This is a genomic window from Bremerella cremea (genome assembly GCF_039541315.1).
In the GTDB taxonomy this organism is placed as follows: Bacteria; Planctomycetota; Planctomycetia; order Pirellulales; family Pirellulaceae; genus Bremerella; species Bremerella cremea.
Window position 1 is genome coordinate 2,251,472 of sequence record NZ_BAABFZ010000003.1, and the last position, 18,940, is coordinate 2,270,411.

16 protein-coding genes are annotated in these 18,940 nt (G+C 57.9%); 9 read left to right on the plus strand and 7 right to left on the minus strand.

Annotated elements, in window-relative coordinates:
* The first annotated feature begins 19 nt into the window (after window positions 1-19).
* From ABD890_RS11325 to ABD890_RS11355, 7 genes are all read left to right on the plus strand, one after another.
* Window positions 20-955 carry an RDD family protein gene (locus ABD890_RS11325; protein WP_345088899.1) on the plus strand — a complete coding sequence of 312 codons (936 nt, stop codon included), beginning with the start codon at window positions 20-22 and terminating at the stop codon, window positions 953-955.
* A gap of 12 nt (window positions 956-967) precedes the next feature.
* On the plus strand, window positions 968-2,032 hold the full coding sequence (locus tag ABD890_RS11330) for a stage II sporulation protein M (protein ID WP_345088901.1): 1,065 nt from the start codon (window positions 968-970) through the stop codon (window positions 2,030-2,032).
* Window positions 2,019-2,897 carry a hypothetical protein gene (locus ABD890_RS11335; RefSeq protein ID WP_345088904.1) on the plus strand — a complete coding sequence of 293 codons (879 nt, stop codon included), beginning with the start codon at window positions 2,019-2,021 and terminating at the stop codon, window positions 2,895-2,897. The genes ABD890_RS11330 and ABD890_RS11335 overlap by 14 nt, the downstream gene beginning before the upstream one ends.
* Window positions 2,894-3,724 carry a DUF4129 domain-containing protein gene (locus ABD890_RS11340; RefSeq protein ID WP_345088907.1) on the plus strand — a complete coding sequence of 277 codons (831 nt, stop codon included), beginning with the start codon at window positions 2,894-2,896 and terminating at the stop codon, window positions 3,722-3,724. Before ABD890_RS11335 ends, ABD890_RS11340 begins: the two co-directional genes overlap by 4 nt.
* Window positions 3,724-4,941: a hypothetical protein gene (locus ABD890_RS11345; RefSeq protein WP_345088910.1), complete on the plus strand. Its 1,218-nt coding sequence runs from the start codon at window positions 3,724-3,726 to the stop codon at window positions 4,939-4,941. The genes ABD890_RS11340 and ABD890_RS11345 overlap by 1 nt, the downstream gene beginning before the upstream one ends.
* Window positions 4,942-5,019: 78 nt before the next feature.
* Window positions 5,020-6,315: an AAA family ATPase gene (locus ABD890_RS11350; protein WP_345088913.1), complete on the plus strand. Its 1,296-nt coding sequence runs from the start codon at window positions 5,020-5,022 to the stop codon at window positions 6,313-6,315.
* Window positions 6,312-7,961 carry a DUF58 domain-containing protein gene (locus ABD890_RS11355; RefSeq protein ID WP_345088916.1) on the plus strand — a complete coding sequence of 550 codons (1,650 nt, stop codon included), beginning with the start codon at window positions 6,312-6,314 and terminating at the stop codon, window positions 7,959-7,961. Before ABD890_RS11350 ends, ABD890_RS11355 begins: the two co-directional genes overlap by 4 nt.
* Window positions 7,962-7,965: 4 nt before the next feature.
* On the opposite strand, the gene ABD890_RS11360 is transcribed toward ABD890_RS11355, so the two are convergent.
* The 7 genes from ABD890_RS11360 to ABD890_RS11390 all read right to left on the minus strand — a co-directional run bounded on the left by ABD890_RS11360 (window position 7,966) and on the right by ABD890_RS11390 (window position 15,921).
* Window positions 7,966-9,555: an ArnT family glycosyltransferase gene (locus ABD890_RS11360; RefSeq protein ID WP_345088919.1), complete on the minus strand. Its 1,590-nt coding sequence runs from the start codon at window positions 9,553-9,555 to the stop codon at window positions 7,966-7,968.
* 9 nt (window positions 9,556-9,564) lie between these two features.
* Entirely contained in the window at window positions 9,565-10,728 is a 1,164-nt protein-coding gene (locus ABD890_RS11365) for an LptF/LptG family permease (RefSeq protein WP_345088922.1), read from the minus strand.
* A gap of 16 nt (window positions 10,729-10,744) precedes the next feature.
* On the minus strand, window positions 10,745-11,566 hold the full coding sequence (locus ABD890_RS11370) for a phosphatase PAP2 family protein (RefSeq protein WP_345088925.1): 822 nt from the start codon (window positions 11,564-11,566) through the stop codon (window positions 10,745-10,747).
* Between the two features lie 226 nt (window positions 11,567-11,792).
* Window positions 11,793-12,386 carry a HupE/UreJ family protein gene (locus ABD890_RS11375; RefSeq protein ID WP_345088928.1) on the minus strand — a complete coding sequence of 198 codons (594 nt, stop codon included), beginning with the start codon at window positions 12,384-12,386 and terminating at the stop codon, window positions 11,793-11,795.
* A gap of 42 nt (window positions 12,387-12,428) precedes the next feature.
* Window positions 12,429-13,232: an indole-3-glycerol phosphate synthase TrpC gene (gene trpC / locus ABD890_RS11380; RefSeq protein WP_345088930.1), complete on the minus strand. Its 804-nt coding sequence runs from the start codon at window positions 13,230-13,232 to the stop codon at window positions 12,429-12,431.
* An 18-nt stretch (window positions 13,233-13,250) separates the two neighbouring features.
* Window positions 13,251-14,819 carry a bifunctional phosphoribosylaminoimidazolecarboxamide formyltransferase/IMP cyclohydrolase gene (gene purH, locus ABD890_RS11385; RefSeq protein ID WP_345088933.1) on the minus strand — a complete coding sequence of 523 codons (1,569 nt, stop codon included), beginning with the start codon at window positions 14,817-14,819 and terminating at the stop codon, window positions 13,251-13,253.
* A 169-nt stretch (window positions 14,820-14,988) separates the two neighbouring features.
* Window positions 14,989-15,921 (minus strand): DUF4282 domain-containing protein, encoded by a 933-nt coding sequence (locus ABD890_RS11390; protein ID WP_345088935.1) that lies wholly within the window; start codon window positions 15,919-15,921, stop codon window positions 14,989-14,991.
* A 150-nt stretch (window positions 15,922-16,071) separates the two neighbouring features.
* Between ABD890_RS11390 and ABD890_RS11395 the strand changes: the two genes are divergently transcribed.
* Window positions 16,072-17,763, plus strand: a complete 1,692-nt coding sequence (locus ABD890_RS11395) for a M3 family oligoendopeptidase (RefSeq protein ID WP_345088938.1) — start codon at window positions 16,072-16,074, stop codon at window positions 17,761-17,763.
* A gap of 47 nt (window positions 17,764-17,810) precedes the next feature.
* On the plus strand, window positions 17,811-18,938 hold the full coding sequence (locus ABD890_RS11400; protein ID WP_345088941.1) for a GTPase: 1,128 nt from the start codon (window positions 17,811-17,813) through the stop codon (window positions 18,936-18,938).
* Window positions 18,939-18,940 lie beyond the last annotated feature (2 nt).

An 18,940-nucleotide genomic window follows, 5' to 3' on the forward strand; every position in this document is an offset into this window, starting at 1 on the left:
AGGATAGAGAAGCTCCTCGATGGTAGCTCCGTGGAACACTGAGGCAATCGACTCGCAATTTAAGGTCGTGACGCCGGAAAACATCGCGTTCAACTACCAAGTCGCGGGACCATTCCGTCGGTTGCTTGCCTTCCTTCTCGATCTGTTCATTCGCCTGGCGGTAGTGGTCGCGTTCTTCATCTTGCTGGGTGTTCTTGGCGTCGGCAACGCTTTCGTTCAAGCAGGCCTCGGCGACTTGATGATGGCCCTGGGAACGTTGGCGGTCTTCTTCTTCAACTGGTTCTACATGGCCGCGTTCGAGTACTGGTGGAATGGTACGACGCCTGGTAAACGCTTGTTGAACCTGCGTGTGACGACCGACGAAGGGGAGCCGATCAATCTGTTTCAATCCGCCGTGCGAAACTTGTTTCGTTACGTCGATATGTGGCCGATGGTGCCGTTGCCGTTTGCCTGGATGCGCGAGCAGATGACCGCCGATCCGATTGTGGTCACCTTTCTGTTTGCTTTAATCGTGCCGATCTTCAACAACCGCTTCCAGCGTATTGGCGACCTGATCGCCGGAACGATGGTGGTGATCGAAGACCGATCGTGGCTGATGAAGGTCGCCAAGATCGAAGACGATCGGGCCCGTTTGCTGGCGGACTATATTCCCCCGAACTTCGTTGCCCCACGCAGCATGGTCAAAGCGGTGGCAACGTACGTCGAACGTCGCCGCTACTTCACCACCGCGCGCCGCCGCGAGATCGCCCGGCATCTGGCCGAACCGCTTCTGGAAAAGTTTGGTCTGCCAGACGATACCAGCTACGATTTACTTCTGTGCGCCTTATATTACCGCACGTTCCTGTCGCGTCATTCGTCGGATGGGGTGCGGGATGATGGTCAATTGCTGCAAAATCCAGAGCAACGTTCTCCGTATGAAAATGCCTCGGACAAACCTCCGGTAAGCGTCAGCTAAAGGAACAACCCGTTGAAAGTTGCCCAACTAATCGAGAAACGCCGCGTGCATTGGCAAGAGCTAGAGAATCTCTGCGCTCAGATGTCAAGCTCGCGTAAGAAGTCGATTGGTGCCCGCAACATTGCTCGGTTCGCGGCACTCTACCGGGCAGCTTGTGCCGACCTGGCGTTGGCCGACAGCTATCAGCTTCCGCCGAACATCGTCGACTACCTGCACAAACTGGTCGGCCGCGCTCACGGACAACTCTATCGCAGCCAGCGGGTCGACTGGTCGAAGGTGGGCGACATCCTCTTTCGCCAGATCCCGCGCGAGATTTTTAACGACCGCTGCGTGCAGCTAACGTTCTGGATGTTCTGGACCGTCTTCCTGCTGACCGGCTTCATGGCGGCTCACCCCGATCGTTTCCCCAACTTTGCAGCGGAAATCGTCGGGGCCGAAGCGCTCGACATGTACGAGCAAATGTACGCCGATGCTCCCAGCAGAAGCGGCGGCCCGACTGCGGCTGGTGCGGCGTTCTATGTCGAGCACAACACCAGCATCGGCATCAAATGTTTCGTCGTCGGTATCACCGTGATTGGTGGGATCTGCGTGTTGCTATTCAACGCAGCGACCCTCGGAGCGACGTTCGGCTACATGGCCAGCCCCAGTGTGACCCCTGAGACAAGCCAACACTTCTTCGAGTTCGTCGCGGCGCATGGTCCGTTCGAATTGACCGCGATCGTTCTGGCCGCCGGAGCTGGCCTGCGGATCGGCTTCTCGTTGATCAGTCCTTATCATAAAGAAGAAACCCTGCTGGAAGACGAAGTCCCCGCAGGGCAAGAGAGCCTGTACGACAAATCGCGCCGAGTCGCTTACGAACGGATCGATTCGCTGCGGATGGGTGCCAAGCGAGCGTTGCCGGTGATGGGAGCCTCGGCCTGTTTATTCATCCTGGCGGCGATGATCGAAGCCTGGATCTCTCCTTCGATATTGCCCCAAGCCGCGAAGCAAACGATCGCGATCTTTTGCAGCGGGCTGTTGATGGTCTACTTCATCGTGCTTGGCTATCCACGAAGGGAATCTAGTGCAGCTCGATAAGACCAGAATTGCGATCCGCGAACGCGAACTGCTCGAGATCTACGATCTGGCATTGGTCGTGATGCGCGTCTATTGGTGGAAGATCGTCCAGGCGATCGCCATCACCGCGATTCCATTGACGTTTCTGAATGCGGCTTTGCTCTGGTCGATGGAACCAGACCTGGTGGTCGACGACACCGCCGGGGCGTTCCTTGTTTACATGTGCTGCCTCATCTTTCTGGAAGCACCTCTGGCAGGTCTGCCGATCACCATGCTGCTGGGCGATGCCTTGTTTCACGATAAGCCTGACTGGCGACGCATGGCGTCTGGTCTGTGGCCAGTGGTGCCGCGTGTGTTTTGGATTGTGGCCGTGCTGCGGGCAATCTTGCCTGGCATGGGGCTCGCGCTGATTGCTTCCTTTGAAGACGACCCGGTCGCCGGAACGTTCCTCTTCTTCGCGTGCTGTTACGCTGGCATCCTTCGCGGAGTGCGACCCTACATCAGCGAGATCCTGGTGCTGGAACGCAACCCGGTCTTCTCGAAAAACAAAGACGCCATCACGGTCGGCCGACGTAGTTCGGCTTTGCATCAACCCAACTTTGGCGACTTGATCATCCGCGCGATGGCCGCCGGTGCGTTCAGCGTGCTGCTGACAGCCAGCGTGGTGATGAACGTGTTCGGTCTACGTGGGTTTGTCTTCGGCGAGTGGAACTGGAACGACATGTTTCTGTTTGTCTGGTTTCCTTGCGCCTTGTGGCTGGTTGTCGCCTTCATGACCGTGGTCCGTTTCCTCTGTTATCTCGATCTGCGAATTCGCCGCGAAGGATGGGAAGTCGAGCTGGTATTGCGGGCCGAGGCCTCGCGTATGAAGGAGGTCGCCGGATGAATTCGACTTCCTTAATTCGCGTCACCTTTGTGGTCCTTCTGGTGAGTTGTCTTTGCCAGGCAAGTTCCGCCCAGACGTTCGAGCGTTTGCTGGTCGATGGCGATCAAGCGATCGATAGTCCGGTCGAACAGGGACGCGAGGCACTGTCACGATTGCCGCAAGCCAACTGGTACGACAGTGAGTCCGACAACCTCCGAGGGCTGCCGATTCCTGGCGAGGCGAAGATGCCCGACTCGCAGCCAGGCACCGCCCTCAAACCGAAGGCTCCCAAACCGATCGCACCGGCCGGCGGAACCTCATGGTTCTCTGGGCTGGGCGACTTCTCGTTCGCTTCGTTCATCATGTATGGCATGCTGATCGCCGTATTGGGGGCGATCTGCTATCTGATTTTCAACGCCGTTCGCAATGGATCGGCCGTTGCGTCGCGATCGAAAGTCGAAGAGACTCCGCTGGAAGACACCACGCGGCAAGTCGACCGCGTCGAGCACCTCCCCTTCGAAGTGAAGAAGAAGGATGGCAACCTCCGCGAAGAAGCCCGTCGCTGTTACGAAGCAGGCAACTTCAACGAAGCGATCGTCTACTTGTTCAGCTTCCAACTGCTGGAACTCGACAAGGGGCACGTGATTCGCCTGGCAAAAGGGAAGACCAATGGTCAGTACCTGCGTGAAGCAGGCCGCAATCGCGAACTGCGTCCGATCCTGCAGCAAACGATGAACGCCTTTGAAGACGTATTCTTCGGGAATCGTGACCTCACACGCGATCGCTTTGAACGCTGCTGGGAACAACTTCCCCGGTTCGATCAAACCTTAGCCGGAGGAACCGCTTGATGGCTCGTTTCCGGCATCTTCATTGGTTGTTCCTCCTGCTAATCAGCACCGTCGTCAGCGGGTGCAGCGAAAACGCGGAGATCCTGCCAACCGTCTACGGCAAGCGTTCCGGCACCGCGGGAAGCAGTGTGAACGGTACCCGCGCCCTTTCCGAGATGTTCAAGGAAGCAGGCTTCAGCGTTCGCAGCTACGGCGTCGTTTCGCCTCGCATGCTTCGCTCGGATATCATTGTCTGGTTTCCGACCGATTTTAATGGTCCAGACGAAGACCTGCGGAATGCGATTTTGAACTGGATGGAGGCAGGAGAAGCCCGAACCTTTGTGATCGTGGGGCGCGACTTCGACGCTTCGATCCGCTATTGGAGCGAAGTGATCGAAACGGTCGATGCCGATAAAAAGCTTGATGCGATGCGTCAACGAAGCCTGGCGATTGAAGACTTCGATCAGCTTCGTAACTACCAAACCGCGAAGAGTGACTACTACTTCTACCAGACCGATCGCGCCACGCCGCAGCGTGTGGTGAAGAACCTTTCCGGTCCATGGGCCGAAGAGATCGACGCCTCGAAGACACGGATCGAACTGAACTCGAAGATGATCCCGGCGACGTACGATTCGATCTACGAAGAATACGACGAAGAGGACGAGAACGCTCCCCCTTTTTACATGATCGAAGATCAAGAGGTCTTGCTCGCTGGTGATGGCGAACCGATCGCGGTCTGGATGGGAAGCGAATATAGCGACAGCCAGATCATCTTGATAAACAACGGTTCGTTTCTATTGAACTTGCCGCTGGTCAATCCGGAACATCGCAAGCTGGCCGGCAAACTGATCAACGAATGCGATCTTTACTACGAGACCGAATCGGTCGCCTTCCTCGAAACGGATGGCGCGGTTCGCGTGCTCAACGCCGACGAATCGACCGACGGCAACACCGGCTGGGAGTGGCTCTCGAAGTGGCCGCTGAACCTGGTTGGCTTGCAGATGGCGTGGTGGTTGATCGTCCTTTGTTTCGCCTTGTACCCGATCTTCGGCCGGCCCAAACGATTGCCAGCGGCCGAGACATCCGACTTTAAGAAGCATGTCGAAGCGGTCGGAGATTTGCTCCAGGCCACCGACGATCATGGTTATGCCCAACTCCGATTGCAGCAATATCATCAGGTCATGAAGGGAGACGCCGTCTATCGCCGCTCGAAGACGCGACGCACCGACGGCAACTAATTCTCCCTTCCCTGCCCTTACATCCTTTGAATATCACGAAGTAAGCCACGCGGCGTTAGTCACGATAAGCGAGCATCAATGAGTAGTCCTACGCCTGAAATTATCGAGTTCGCCTGTTCCGGATGCGGTAAGAAACTGCGTGTCGGTCAGGACGCGGTTGGCAAGAAGGCCCGTTGCCCCCAGTGCGATAACGTTCAGATCGTTCCTTCAGCCAGCGAAGCCGCTCCACCGGCTCCGGCAGAACCAGCCGCCGAGCCGCCGATCGTTTCCTCGACCGAAGCCGACGATCAGTCTTACACGGGCAGCGTGTTCGACGCGATCGAAAGTTCGTCCTCGATGCCGCCCGCCCAGAGCGCACCGTCGGTCGAACCGCAGCGTCCGGTCACTTCGCTTAAAGGGCACCATTCGGACGACACCGCATTCTCGGAAACGCGGGAACTGTTCCAGCGAATCACCGACGAGATCTCGAAGATTTATGTCGGTCAGGAAGAACTGGTTCTCGGGACGCTTGTTGCCCTGTTCAGCGGCGGCCACGTGCTGATTGAAAGTGCTCCTGGTCTCGGCAAGACGCTCTTCGTCCGCACGCTGGGCCGCGTCCTTGGCTGTAACTTCGGCCGGGTGCAGTTCACCGCCGACTTGATGCCATCCGATATCACGGGTGCTCCGTACTTCGACATGAAGGCGAACGAGTTCCGCTTCCGCCCTGGCCCGATCTTCACGCAGCTTTTGCTGGCGGACGAAATCAACCGCTCGCCTGCCAAGACGCACGCTGCCTTGCTGGAAGTGATGCAGGAATTCCGCGTGACGATCGATGGCACCAGCCACAAGATCGAACGACCATTTCTGGTGATGGCGACGCAAAATCCGATCGAGTCGGAAGGCACCTACAACCTGCCGGAAGCCCAGCTCGACCGCTTTATGTTCAAGCTGAATTTGGACTATCCAAGCGAATTGGAAGAAGCGGAAATCTTGAAGCAGCACAGCCAGCAAGTCGATCTCGGCAAGCGGCTGGAAGAAGAACTGGAAGTGATCACCTCGCCAGAAAAGATTCTGGAAGTGACGCGGCAAAATGGCGACGTGCTGATCGCCGACAAACTGATCGACTACATCAACAAGATCGTACGTCTGACGCGTACCTGGCCGCAGTTCCATTTGGGTGCTTCGCCTCGTGCCGGGATCACCCTGATGCAGGGAGCCCGCACGTTGGCCGCCTTCAATGGCCGTGACTATGCCGTGCCGGACGATGTCGTCCAGATCGCTCTGCCAGCGCTACGACACCGCGTGGTGCTTTCGGCAGAAGCGGAAGTGGAAGGCCATTCGGTCGACGAACTGCTGACGGAACTGATCCGTACGATCGAGGTGCCTCGTCTGTGATCTCGTTCTTCACTGACCTTTTCACCGGACTGTGGACCAACGTCCTCACCCAGCCGACGACCCAATTGGTAGCCATGTTGCTGCCCTTGGCGGTCCTTGCGCGCTGGTGGCGGACGACACCCAGCATCTGGCTTGCGTTGACCTTCGCCGCATTGATGCCGGTCCCGGTGATCGCCATCCTGTTGGCGGACGCCACAAGCCTATTGATCCCGATTCTGGTCATGATCGCTCTGGCGGCAAGTGTCGGGGTATTCTCGTTCATTCAGTTCCTCGCGTACGCGGCGGGCTGGGATCGCTTTCAACTCAAGGCGGTTCCGTTCGGGAAGAGGATCTGGCTGGGCCTTTCAGCGATGGCCTTGCTGTCGATATGTATCCTGGTCGTGTTCGCAACGGTCGGCAACTCGTTGACCTGGATCGCGTGGGTCCTGGTTGGCTTGAACCTGGTGATCACGCTAGTCGCGGCGATCGATCTGGCCAGTTTGCCAAACGCCAAAGACTTTCAAGTCGAACGCGAGACCTCACGAATTGCCTCGCTGCTGAAGAAGCAGAAAGTGGTTCTGACGATTACCTACAAAGGACCACTCGCGCTGCACATGTTCGTCCGAGACGACGTTCCGCAGCAGTTCCAGGCCATCCCGGAACAGTTCAGCTTGAACGTCGAACCGCGGAGCCGCACGACAGTCCATTACGAAATGGAACCGACCGAGCGGGGATCATTCACGCTCGACCAGGTATTTCTGCAAGTCGACAGTCGCCTGCGTTTTTGGAAGAAGATCGTCAAGCTGCCATGCCACGTGGCGATCAACGTCTATCCCGACATGAAGCAGTTGGCCGAATATGCCTTGCTCGCGCGGACCAATCGCTTGAGCCTCGTTGGTGTGCGTCGCACGCGAAAGGTGGGACAGGACCACGATTTCGAACGTCTGCGTGACTATACCCGCGACGACAACTACAAGCATATCGACTGGCGAAGTACGGCCCGTCGACGCCGCTTGACGGTTCGCGAGTTCCAAACCAGTCAGAGCCAACGCATCATCTTCATGGTCGATTGCGGCCGCATGATGACCAATCAGGCCGATGGGATCAGCCTGCTCGACCACGCGTTCAACGCGATGTTGATGCTCAGCTATGTCGCCCTGCGGCAAGGTGATTCGGTCGGAGCGATCTTATTTTCCGACCGGGTACACAAGTACGTTCCGCCGAAGTCGGGCGCGAACCACATGAACCATTTGCTGCACGCCAGCTACGACCAGTTCCCGAACCTGGTCGAGTCTCGCTACGACGAAGCATTCATGCATTTGCGAACCAACTGTCGCAAGCGTTCGCTCGTGGTGTTGATCAGCAACGTGATCGACGAAGTGAATTCGCATCAGATCGAACAATACCTCAGCACGCTGGTCGGGCGACATTTGCCGCTGGGCGTGCTGCTGCGAGATCATCGCTTGTTCGATGCGGCCGAGAATGAGAAGCCGTACGGGCCGGAGCTATTCCGAGCCGCGGCCGCCGCCGAGATCCTGACGTGGCGGCATCATGTGCTGACCGATTTGAGCCACAAGGGCGTGCTCGCGCTCGATGTCTTCCCAGAAGATCTGACGGCCAACCTGGTCAATCAGTACCTGGAAATCAAAGCGCGGCATCTGCTGTAAGCGATTAACGCCGCAGCGTCTTATCGTCCGCCTGAATTCGTTTGGCGACCGACCACCCGCGGAAGCCTTTGCCTTGATAGATGGTCACGGCATGCTTGCGGCCGTTGCCAACTTCGATCTCGACATCTTCCAGCGGCTCGACCGACGCGAAAGCAAGTCGTAGCGGCGGTGGGAGCTCTTCGTTTTGATGGGTGACCAGCAGCAGGTCCTGGCCATCGACGTTCTGTGGTCCGCCCCAGATGTCGTACTGCGAGAGCGGAAAGTCATTGTCGCCCCACAGGTAAACTTTGGGATGCTGCGGCATGTAGAAAGCAAGTTCGGATGCGACAGCACGTCCGGCGGCCACGATCATCGGCGTCGATTCGGGCGAGCGATCTTTCAAACGGGCACCCACTTCGGTGCCTAGTTCTTCCCAGCCACGCAAGCGAACAATCACGTCAACCTTACTGCCATTCAAGCCCATCGGCTTCAGGGCGAAGGGAATCGCATAGGTGCCAACAACAAACAAGGCACCGAAAATGGCCGCGTACTTCAAACGCCATTCGGCTGGCTGCAGCACCATCTTCGGCAGCGATACCCGGCCCAAAGCCCAGGCAGCCACCAGGATGATCCCGGCACTGAAGAACGGCGCTGGCCAGTTTAGTTCTAAACGTTGCTTCAAGCTTAAGCCCACCACCAGGATCAGCGGCAAGGCACTCATGCACAGCAGGTAACGTTCTCGACGGCCCAGGTCTCTGAACGACAACAGCCCGAACAGGCCCACCGCAGCGACCAGAAAGAAGGTCACCGGCGAAAGCACTCCGAACAGTCCGCCAACGAATTCCAGCGAGATCACCACGCGGCGCAGTGCCGAGACAGGCTCGCCCTGGAAGTGCTCGCTGGTGTGCTGCACCGTAACCCAGTCGTGCTGGTAATTCCAATAGACGACCGGCAGCAGGAACAACAACGCACCGATCGCACATATATACAAACCGGGCCGAATCGCCTCGAAGCGATCTTCTTTGGAAAGCAGGACGAACAAACCGCCGAACACCAGCATGCCGACCATGGTTTGCTTGGTCAGCAGACCGAGGCCAATGACGACCATCGTGATCAGTAACCATTTGCCGCGATCTTCGCCTCGTTCGAGCAGTCGCCAGAAGGCATACATGGCGACGCTCCAGAAGAACAAAAACGGAGCATCGATGGTCATCAATAGGCTCATCGCTACGTTGCCCGGCGTCAGTGCGGCAAGCAACATCGCCCAGAAGCCGACTTGGGCGTCGTACATACGGCGAGCAAGGAGAAACAGAAATCCGAGGCTACCGGTACCGAGCAACACAGCAGGCAATCGGACGGCGAACTCGTGATCGCCAAACAGCCGTGTCGAAAGCCCGATCAACCAGGCAATCATCGGCGGCTTGCTGAAGTAGCCATAGTCGAGCTGACGCGACCAATCCCAGTAATAGGCTTCGTCATGCACCAGGTCGAATGGATCGAGTGCCAAGTACAGCAGGCGAAACAGTCCGAGCCCCACCAGAAACCACAGGGCGCGTCGCGACCAGAGCGGGTTGTCGACGGAAGGCGAGGCTAGATCGGCAGTCGTTTCGTTCATGCTTGCTTATCAGTTTCGGTTGACGCGCCAAACCAGCAGCGCACCGACTGCCAGAAGGACAATGTTCGCAATCCAAACCGGGGCAGAACCAAATGTTCCGTCACGCGCGGTTTGTTCGCCGACCACCAGCAGCGGATAGTACAGCAGCAAGATCGGCAGGAAGCAGGTAAAGAACGTCGAGACGTTGTCGGACGAACGACGCCAGATCGCGACCGGCATCCCCATACAAACGAAGCAAAACACACCAAACCCATTCGCCAGGCGACGTTGCCGCTCGGCTTGCAGTCGGTAAAGTCGGTTTTGGTGATGACTGACGTGCCGCCTGGCATGCCCGATCGTTTCTTCGTCACCAGCCGCCTCGGCGTTGGCCAGGCTTTGCTTCCCTTCTTCGATGATCTTTTGTTGCCGTTCGATCTGTCTTGGGATTGCATTGAGGGTGAGGTTCGCCGGTGAGGCGCTGTTTTCGTCCATCTCGATCGAGTTCAAATGATCGAGGTAAATGACTTGTTCGTCCGGGAAGTCGATCGATTGTTCGCCGCCGTACTCAACCGAACCATCGCGGCAGATCAACTGCAGCACGCCTGTTTCCGGATCGGTTCGCAGCTCGGCCTCGGCCACTTCCACGAAGATGGATGGCTGCGTATCGGTTGCGGCGATCGTGAAGCGAGGGCTGACCATCACCCGGTCGCGGACCGTCTTCACCGAGACATCGAAGCCAGACATCTTGAAGCTTCGTTTCGCCCTAAGCATGCCGTAGACGGTGTCGTCGAGCGACTCGGCGACCACGCGGTGCATGTTCGGACGCGACCAGCTGGCGCAGGCATCGTACATCCAGAAAGTGAAGAAGCTGAAAAAGTATGCCAGTGCTAGCACCGGCCACATCAGCTCCATCGGATTGATCCCCGCTGACTTAACAGCGGTGATCTCGTTGGTGGCGGACATCCGGCCGAAGAGGGTACAGACCGCAAACAGCATGCAGCCAGGGATCGTGTACCGCAGCATCTCGGGGATGAAGTAAGGAAGCATATTCAGGATCACGCCCGGAGGCAGACCCTTTTTCAGCCCTTCATTCACACCGCCACCGACGGTCATCAGAAGCACAGTTATTCCGAGGCAGAGCAGGAAGACCTTGAGGATCTCCCACAGAACGTACCTCTGAATCGTGGTCAACATCGATCGAATGCTTCGTTTAGGCGGCCGAAGTGGTGCGAGTATTTCCAGTAGACGCGGCATCGCGAACGGACGAGAACGGCACCGTGTCGGGGTTCTCGCTGCGTTGGCGAACCGGCGGTTTCCAGCCGTACATCACCACGTACAAAGTGAGGCCGGTAAAGTAGACAATCGCCCCACTCCAAGCAATATCACTAAGATAATGCCCCCCTTCGGCGATCCGGGATGCCCCCACTCCCATTCCACAAGCGAGGCCCAACACAAATACGCCGGCGGCCAGTTTTCGGTTCTGACGAAGCAGCAAAAAGGCTGGCAACAGGAAGACAAATCCCATCGAGGCATGCCCGCTGGGGAACGACTTGGCCATCTCGTAAGGGCCAATCGTGCCAGGCGGAACGTAGTCTTGCCCGCCACCAAACGCGACCGTATCGCACGGCCGTGGGCGTCCCCAATAAGGCTTTAAAACTGAGTTGATCAGGATGCCTGGTCCGATGACGATTGCCAGCAAGCAGAATAGCGCACCTTTCCGCCACGTATGCAAGCGGGCGAAGACAAAGCTCCCCAGGAAGGCGACGCCGCTCAAGCTGCCGAAAACGACCGCGGGAAACGGGCCATAGTTGTAAATCGTGGTCGCAACGATCGATTCGCGATAGGGAAACGGATTCCCTTCCGCGCTGTAGAACAAATGGGTCGTGGCGGGATCGATGGCGGTCAGATAGCACAGCGTGGTGATCGCGGCCAGCAGCATCAGGGGAATCAGAGCCATCCCCAACAGAAGGCGTGCCAGCGAACCGTCGCTAGAGGGCAACCGTTCCATTCCAGATGCATGAGATTCAGACATAGTCAGCGCGTCAGCAGGCTCAGACGGAGAAGGCAGAATCCAATTGGTATCTATTTTCTGCATCGACCTGTGGGCCTGACGTGTTGAACCGAATTAAGTCGGTTTCCCGAATCGAGACAGGTCGCATCGACACGAAATCGACCCGCGGGAATTACTACTACCCGAGATTGGGGACTCGATGCAAGACACATCCGCATTCACACGACGCTAGCACGCGTTGCTGGAATTACGTGCCGGCGACAAAGAACAGCGCGATAAGCCCGCCCAGAATCACGCCGCCACCAAGGCATCGAGAAAAGATCGACGACGCCACAATCCAATGGCCAATCCAGATTCCCAGTGCCAGCACCAGGGCGCAGCCAATGGTCAGGCCTGCCAGCAATGACAGCGATAAGGTCGGTGCCCGATAGATCATCCCGTGGGCATACCCATGAAACAAACCGCATCCAGCCACGACGATTGCCAGCATCAATTCGGGATACTTCCAACCAACCGCCAGCAAGATACCGAGAATGATCATCGAGATCGCGACCCAGGTTTCGACCCACGGAATGGCGATCCCGCTACCGTTGAGACCTGCCCCGGCCAGCATGCTGGTCAGAAAGACAATCGGCACGGCGATGATCGAACCCTTCTCGACATGCACGGCCAGAATGCCGATGGCGAGCATTGCCAGCAGATGCTCAGCACTGAACCAGGGATGCAGGATCCCATCCAGAAAGCTGCTACCAGTAACGATTCCGTCCAGCGAACCGGCCCACGCGATCGAGCAGGAGGCCAGCAGCAGCGTTAAAGCTCCGAGTTGTCGAGCAACATTCATAGAAGGCAACTCTTCGCAGATCAGGGACAATCGTTGCTTGGATTACGACATCGACGACGACGTTCCTAGCAAGCTATGAACGGCCGCTTGCACATCGTCTTGCCGCATCAGGCTTTCACCTACCAGCACGGCATCGACATCGTTGTTCTGGAGCAGAATTATATCGTCGTGCGTGAAAATACCACTCTCGCCGACCAAAACGCGGTCGTCCGGAATCTGCTGTCCAAGACGGATCGTGTGGTGAAGATCGACCTCGAAGGTTCGCAGGTCACGGTTGTTGATCCCCACCAGCCTGGCCCCAATGTCGAGCACGCGCGACACGTTCTCTTCGTCGTACAACTCAACCAGGGGTGTCATGCCGAGTTCGCAGATCTGATCGTGCAGCGACTTCAGCGCGGTATCGTCCAAACACTCGGCAATCAAAAGCACGGCATCCGCGCCGGCAGCTCGGGCTTCGACGACCTGGTACGGGTCGAGCACGAAGTCTTTCCGCAGAATCGGCAGAGCAACTTCCTGACGTATGGCGACCAGGTAGTCGAGGTGACCTTGAAAGAACGACTCGTCGGTCAAGCAGCTAATGCAGGTCGCCCCGGCTGCTTCGTAATCCTTGGCAATCTGCACGGGATGGAAGTCAGGTCGAATGAGCCCTTTCGATGGGCTCGCCTTCTTCACCTCGGCGATCAGTTTGACCGGACCATCCGCGGCCAACGCCCCCAGGAAGTCGCGGGCCGGAGGGGCGTCGGCGATGCGTGCCTCGACTTCGGTCAGCGAACGTAGCGCCTTGGCGGCGGCAATCTCTTCCCACTTCTTGGCAACAATCTTGTCGAGGACGGTCGGGGCAGACATCGCGGTCTTTCGCGTGGATTAATGACGGAAGTGGCGAACGCCGGTGAACAGCATCGGCAACTTGTGCTCGTTACAAGCGTCGATCACTTCTTGATCTCGCTTCGAGCCGCCTGGCTGGATGAACGCTTTGACGCCTGCCTTGGCGGCTTCGTGAATCGAATCGGGGAACGGGAAGAACGCGTCACTGGCCAGCACGCTGCCAGGTGCGCGATCGCCTGCCTTTTCAATCGAGATCTGGACCGAGTCGACGCGGCTCATTTGCCCTGCCCCGGCACCGATCAGCGATCGATCCTTGCACAAGACAATCGCGTTCGATTTGACGAACCGGCAAATCTCCCAGGCAAACAACAGTTCCTGACGCGTTGCTTCGTCGACGGGCGTGTTGGTAACGACCTGCCAGGTACTTGGGTCGTCTGGAGTGAAGTCGGTGTTCTGAACGAGCAAACCACCTTCGATCCAGCGCGACTGGAATTCTGGACGAGCCCCTTCCAGCGGACCGACTTCCATCAAGCGAACATTGGCCTTCCACTTGGGCTTGGTGGTCAAGATTTCGACTGCTTCTGGCGTGAAGCCTGGTGCGGCGATCGCTTCGACAAACAGGCCCGGCGTCGACAAGTATTCGGCCGTGGCGGCGTCGACCTGCTGGTTCATGCCGATGACGCTTCCGAAGGCGCTCAGCGGATCGCCCAGCATGGCCTTCTCGCAAGCTTCCGACAAACTCGCTGCGGAAGCCGCACCACAAGGATTGTTGTGCTTGATCACCGATACCGCCGCATCGGGCAAACCGCGAGCGATGGCCAGGGCGCTGTCGAGGTCGAGCAGGTTGTTGTACGAAAGTTCTTTGCCGTTGAGCTGCTTGGCATGCACCAGCGAAGCCCCAGAGAACTTCGGCACGGCGTACAGAGCACCTTGCTGATGTGGGTTCTCGCCGTAACGCAGCACGGCGGTTCGTTCGTAGGTCGGACGCAGCGTTTCGGGAAAGGCGCTCTCTTCGTCTTTCTCGAAGTAGTTGGCGATGGCGGCGTCGTAGGCAGCCGTATGTGCGAAAGCAGCGGCGGCCAGCTTGCGACGCAGACCGAGGCTCGTTTTGCCACCTTCCTTCAGCTCTGCCAGGATCTCTGGGTATTGGCAAGGCTTGCACGCGATGGTCGTGAACGCGTGATTCTTGGCAGCGGCACGCACGAGGCTTGGACCGCCGATGTCGATCTGTTCGATCGCTTGGGCATCGGTCACGCCTGGCTTGGCGATCGTTTCTTCAAACGGGTACAAGTTCACCACGACCAGCGGGATCGCGAAGATGCCATGTTCACCGATCGCGGTCATGTCGTCGTCGCGATCGTGGCGGCACAAGATACCGCCGAAGATCTTGGGATGCAGCGTCTTCAGACGGCCGTCCATCATTTCGGGGAACTGCGTGTATTCGGTGACGTCTTTCACCGGGATCTTGGCTTCTTCCAGGTGACGCCGTGTTCCACCGGTGCTGTAGATCGTAACCCCTGCTTCGACCAGCCCTTGAGCGAATTCCGTCAGACCTTCCTTGTTGCTGACGCTGATAATGGCATTTTGAATAACAGGGTCGTGAGACATCGCAGAACCAACCTAAATCTATATATCGGGGACTGAACCCAACGGAGAGAATCAGTCCCCTTTGTAGGCTGGCGCAAGGGAAATCGTCAACCACCCAAACACCGCTATAGGGGGTAGACCGCGGCAAATCCCAGGGGCGTCTGCCATCGACGCCCCAGCCCAGTGGCAACTACGACACGACGCCCTGGTCTTCTTCCATCATGTCGCGCATGTCGCGGACGTTCTCGTTGATCTGGAAGAACGTGATCACGATCTCGGCCATGACCCGGGCAATGATGATATAGACCAACGAAACCATCAGGAGAAACAGCGACATGACTGCCGCGATGCCGAGGGCCATCGCCTCGCCGGTCGCCAGCGCCATGACGAACGTCCAACCGGTCGAGGCCATCCAGCCCAGCAAAATCAACGTGGTGACCAGAAAGAACAACGCCTTGATCACCGTCGGGCCGATCAGCACATCGAAGTTGAATAGCGAACCGAGTCCGCCAGTTCCTTTGCGACGCGGACCGCTCGACCGGCCTCCCTTCGGATCAGAGGCAAATGGATTGGCCGCCGATTCCTTCGCTGCGACTTCTTTCGGACTGGCAGCCATGGCAGGGGCGGCAACCGCCGTAGGGGTAGCCGGCTGGACAGGTTCCGCCGTGGCGGCTTCTGCAGCGGGGACGACGGGGGCGGCAACCGGAGGGGCCGCGGTCTTCTTCGAAGCGGGAGGCACCGGCTTCTTGACAGGCTTGCTGGCTGCCTTCTTCGGAGCCACGACCAGCGAATCGAGCCCTGACGGGACATCCGGAGCCGACTTGGTTTCGGCCAGGCTGGGGAAGTTCAATCCGGCAGAGGCAATCGGAGCCGCGACGGGAGCGGCCTCAGGAGTCGCCACCGCTGGTGCTTCCACTGGAATTGCTTCTGGTGGCGAGACAGATGCGGCGTCGGGAAAAAGCCCCTTCACTGACGAAGCAACAACCCAGTCGCCAGTCCCACGTCGCAACTGGCTTTCAGGCTGAATCGCCCCACTTCCGGCCAGTTGCTTCAGAGTTTTTGAATCAATCGGGCCGACTTCGGGGGCCGTGGGATTGAACTTGTAGAAGAATTCATCGGCCATGGGGTATGATCTCTAACTGCTGAGAAGAGGAGGAGGATGAGCTTCGCATCAAAAACCCATGATGTCTTCTCGAGCGTGTGAAGTCAAACAGACGCTCGTCACCCCTCTTTCCTGATTTTTTCGCATTATTCGCCTGTAGGATCACCGTTGATGGACGACTTCCGTACGCTTGCCCTGCCTGAGCCAAACCTCGCCGAGCTAACCGCCCAATACAACGAGATCGCCAAGGGAATTGATAACCTCAACGGAGACGACGGTCGCGGCGAAGCGCTCTTTCAGTGGGTGGAGAAATGGGACGAGATCCGACGCGATGTCGACTCGTGGCGCTGCCTGACCGAGATCCGCTTCAACCAAGACACCAAGAATGCCGCCTACAAGGCCGCGATGGATCGGAAAGACGAGATCGATCCCAAACTGACCGATCTCGACGTGCGGATCAAGAAGCTGTTGCTCGCCGAATCACGCCGCGAAAAGATCGTCGATCGCTTTGGTGAACAAGCCGTCGCCCTGTGGGAATGTCAGGTTCGCTCGTTCGATCCGGTGATCGAAAGCGACCTGGTCGAAGAAGCTCGCCTCGTCTCGAAGTACAACGAACTGCTGGCCAGTGCTTCGTTTGAGTTCCAAGGCAAGACAACCAACTTGTCCGGCATCATCGAGTTTGCCGAGTCGCAAGATCGCACGATTCGCCATTCGGCGCTCAATATGATGTGGGGCTGGTTTGACGAAAATCACGAAGAACTCGACAAAATCTACGATCAGATGGTCAAGCTGCGCGATCAGATGGCCAAGAAGCTGAAGTACGACAACTATGTTCAGCTCGGCTATCTGCGGATGTCGCGTATCGACTACACCGAACAAGACGTCCAGCAATATCGCCAGGAAGTGATCGACAACATCGTCCCGCTGTGCACCGAGATCCGTCGTCGGCAAGGCGAACTGCTCGGTCTCGATCCCCTGATGTACTGGGACGAACCGATCCACGACCCCGCAGGCAATCCACGTCCCCAAGGAAGCTACGATCATCAGATCGAACAGGCACAGCTCATGTTCGACGGCATGAGCGACAAGCTGGGCCAGTTCTTCCAGTTGATGCGTGACAAGAACCTGATGGACCTGCAAAACCGTTCCGGCAAAGCAGGCGGCGGTTTCTGTTCCAGCTTGCTTCAGCAGCGTGTGCCGTTCATCTTCGCGAACTTCAACGGCACCATGGGAGACGTCGAAGTCTTCACGCACGAGATGGGCCACGCGTACCAGTGCTATGAAAGCATCTCGTTGCCCCTCGTCGAGAACATCTGGCCGACATACGAGTCGTGCGAGATTCACTCGATGAGTCTCGAATACCTTTGCTGGCCGCACATGGAGAACTTCTTCGGTGACCAGGCCGATCGTTTCCGTCGGATCCATCTCACCACTTCGCTGCTATTTTTGCCTTATGGCGTGATGGTCGATCACTTCCAGCACGAAGTCTACAACCACCCTGAGATGACGCCGGAAGAGCGGAACGACGTCTGGACCAAGCTCGAAGCGATCTATCTGCCGCACATGCAGTTCGGTGACTTGCCACACCTGCCGCGTGGTGGTCGCTGGCAGCGACAGCGCCACATCTACATGTCGCCGTTCTATTACATCGACTACACGTTGGCTCAATGCTGTGCCTTGCAGTTCTGGGTGCGTGCTCAGCAAGACTTCGGTCAGGCCCTGACCGATTACGAAATGCTGTGCAGCCGCGGCGGCACCCTCCCATTCCAGCAATTGGCCAAGAGTGCCGATCTGAAGAGCCCCTTCGCCAAGGGCTGCCTCTCGGAAGTGGCAGCCCAGGCCAGCAAGTTCCTCGGACTGTAAATTCGCCGTCGACGATGTCTCACGAAACTTCCAGAACGACAGCCACCGTGCTGACGCCTCCGGCTCGCGGAGCGATCGCCACCGTCGCCGTGCGCGGTCCTCAAGCGGTGGCATCGGCAGATCGCTATTTCCATGGCCTGGGAAAGCTGCCTCTGGCCGACGCCGAAGTGGGTCGGATTCTCGTCGGGCATTGGCGTGAGAATGATCAGCAGCCTGGCGAAGAGTTGGTGGTCGCCAAATTGGCGGAAGAACTCGTCGAGATCCATTGTCACGGTGGCCTTCAAGCGAGTCGCCAGGTCCTGAATCACCTGCAATCGGCCGGCTGCGAGTTGGAATCTTGGCAGCAGTGGAACAGCGCCACGCATGACGACGCCATCGTGGCCGAGGCCCATCTCGCTTTGCCAGAAGCCGCCACCACGCAGGCCGCCCTTCACTTATGGGATCAATGCCAGGGTGCTCTGTCGCGCGAGCTGACCGCGATCATCGCCCTGCTGGACGAGCCGAATTTCGAAGTTGCGACGCAGCGGATCGATCAACTTCTGCGACTTGCGCCGCTCGGGCAATCTTTAACGCGTCCCTGGTCGATTGTTTTGGCAGGGCCACCCAACGTCGGCAAGAGCAGCCTGCTAAACAAGATCGTTGGCTACGACCGCGCAATTGTGCTCGACATGCCTGGCACGACCCGCGATGTGCTGCACGCGACCACCGCCTTGGATGGCTGGCCGGTGCAGTTCTCGGATACCGCCGGGATCCGTGTTTCGGACGACCAACTGGAACAAGCCGGAATCGCCAAGGCGAAGGCCGCGTTGATTTCGGCCGACCTGGTTATCGTTTTGCACGACGCCGCTCAGCTTCGCCCCGATGAACTCGACAAGTCGCTACGCGAACTGCCCTCGGCATTGCATGTGGTCAACAAGATCGACCTTGCTGGCGACCTCGAGCTTCCCCAGTCGCGTGAAATGCTGGCGACCAGTGCGGTTACTGGCGAAGGGATATCGGAACTGATCACGGCAATCGTCGAGCACCTGGTGCCAGAAGTTCCCCAGCCTGGCGCGCCCCTCCCCTTCACTACCCGACAGCTCGATGCCCTGCGAGACGCGGCCCAGTGCATTGAACAACGCCACGCCGATTCGGCCAAGTCGGCGCTCACTCAACTCTTTCAAGCTACGATCTGAAC

Bases quoted from the DNA above. Each gene is read 5' to 3' on its own strand.
- ABD890_RS11390 (WP_345088935.1), bottom strand. From the start codon at position 15,921: ATGGCCGATGAATTCTTCTACAAGTTCAATCCCACGGCCCCCGAAGTC.
- trpC (WP_345088930.1), bottom strand. From the start codon at position 13,232: ATGTCTGCCCCGACCGTCCTCGACAAGATTGTTGCCAAGAAGTGGGAA.
- ABD890_RS11395 (WP_345088938.1), top strand. From the start codon at position 16,072: ATGGACGACTTCCGTACGCTTGCCCTGCCTGAGCCAAACCTCGCCGAG.
- ABD890_RS11350 (WP_345088913.1), top strand. From the start codon at position 5,020: ATGAGTAGTCCTACGCCTGAAATTATCGAGTTCGCCTGTTCCGGATGC.
- ABD890_RS11375 (WP_345088928.1), bottom strand. From the start codon at position 12,386: ATGAATGTTGCTCGACAACTCGGAGCTTTAACGCTGCTGCTGGCCTCC.
- ABD890_RS11340 (WP_345088907.1), top strand. From the start codon at position 2,894: ATGAATTCGACTTCCTTAATTCGCGTCACCTTTGTGGTCCTTCTGGTG.
- purH (WP_345088933.1), bottom strand. From the start codon at position 14,819: ATGTCTCACGACCCTGTTATTCAAAATGCCATTATCAGCGTCAGCAAC.
- ABD890_RS11365 (WP_345088922.1), bottom strand. From the start codon at position 10,728: ATGTTGACCACGATTCAGAGGTACGTTCTGTGGGAGATCCTCAAGGTC.
- ABD890_RS11345 (WP_345088910.1), top strand. From the start codon at position 3,724: ATGGCTCGTTTCCGGCATCTTCATTGGTTGTTCCTCCTGCTAATCAGC.
- ABD890_RS11325 (WP_345088899.1), top strand. From the start codon at position 20: ATGGTAGCTCCGTGGAACACTGAGGCAATCGACTCGCAATTTAAGGTC.
- ABD890_RS11360 (WP_345088919.1), bottom strand. From the start codon at position 9,555: ATGAACGAAACGACTGCCGATCTAGCCTCGCCTTCCGTCGACAACCCG.
- ABD890_RS11370 (WP_345088925.1), bottom strand. From the start codon at position 11,566: ATGTCTGAATCTCATGCATCTGGAATGGAACGGTTGCCCTCTAGCGAC.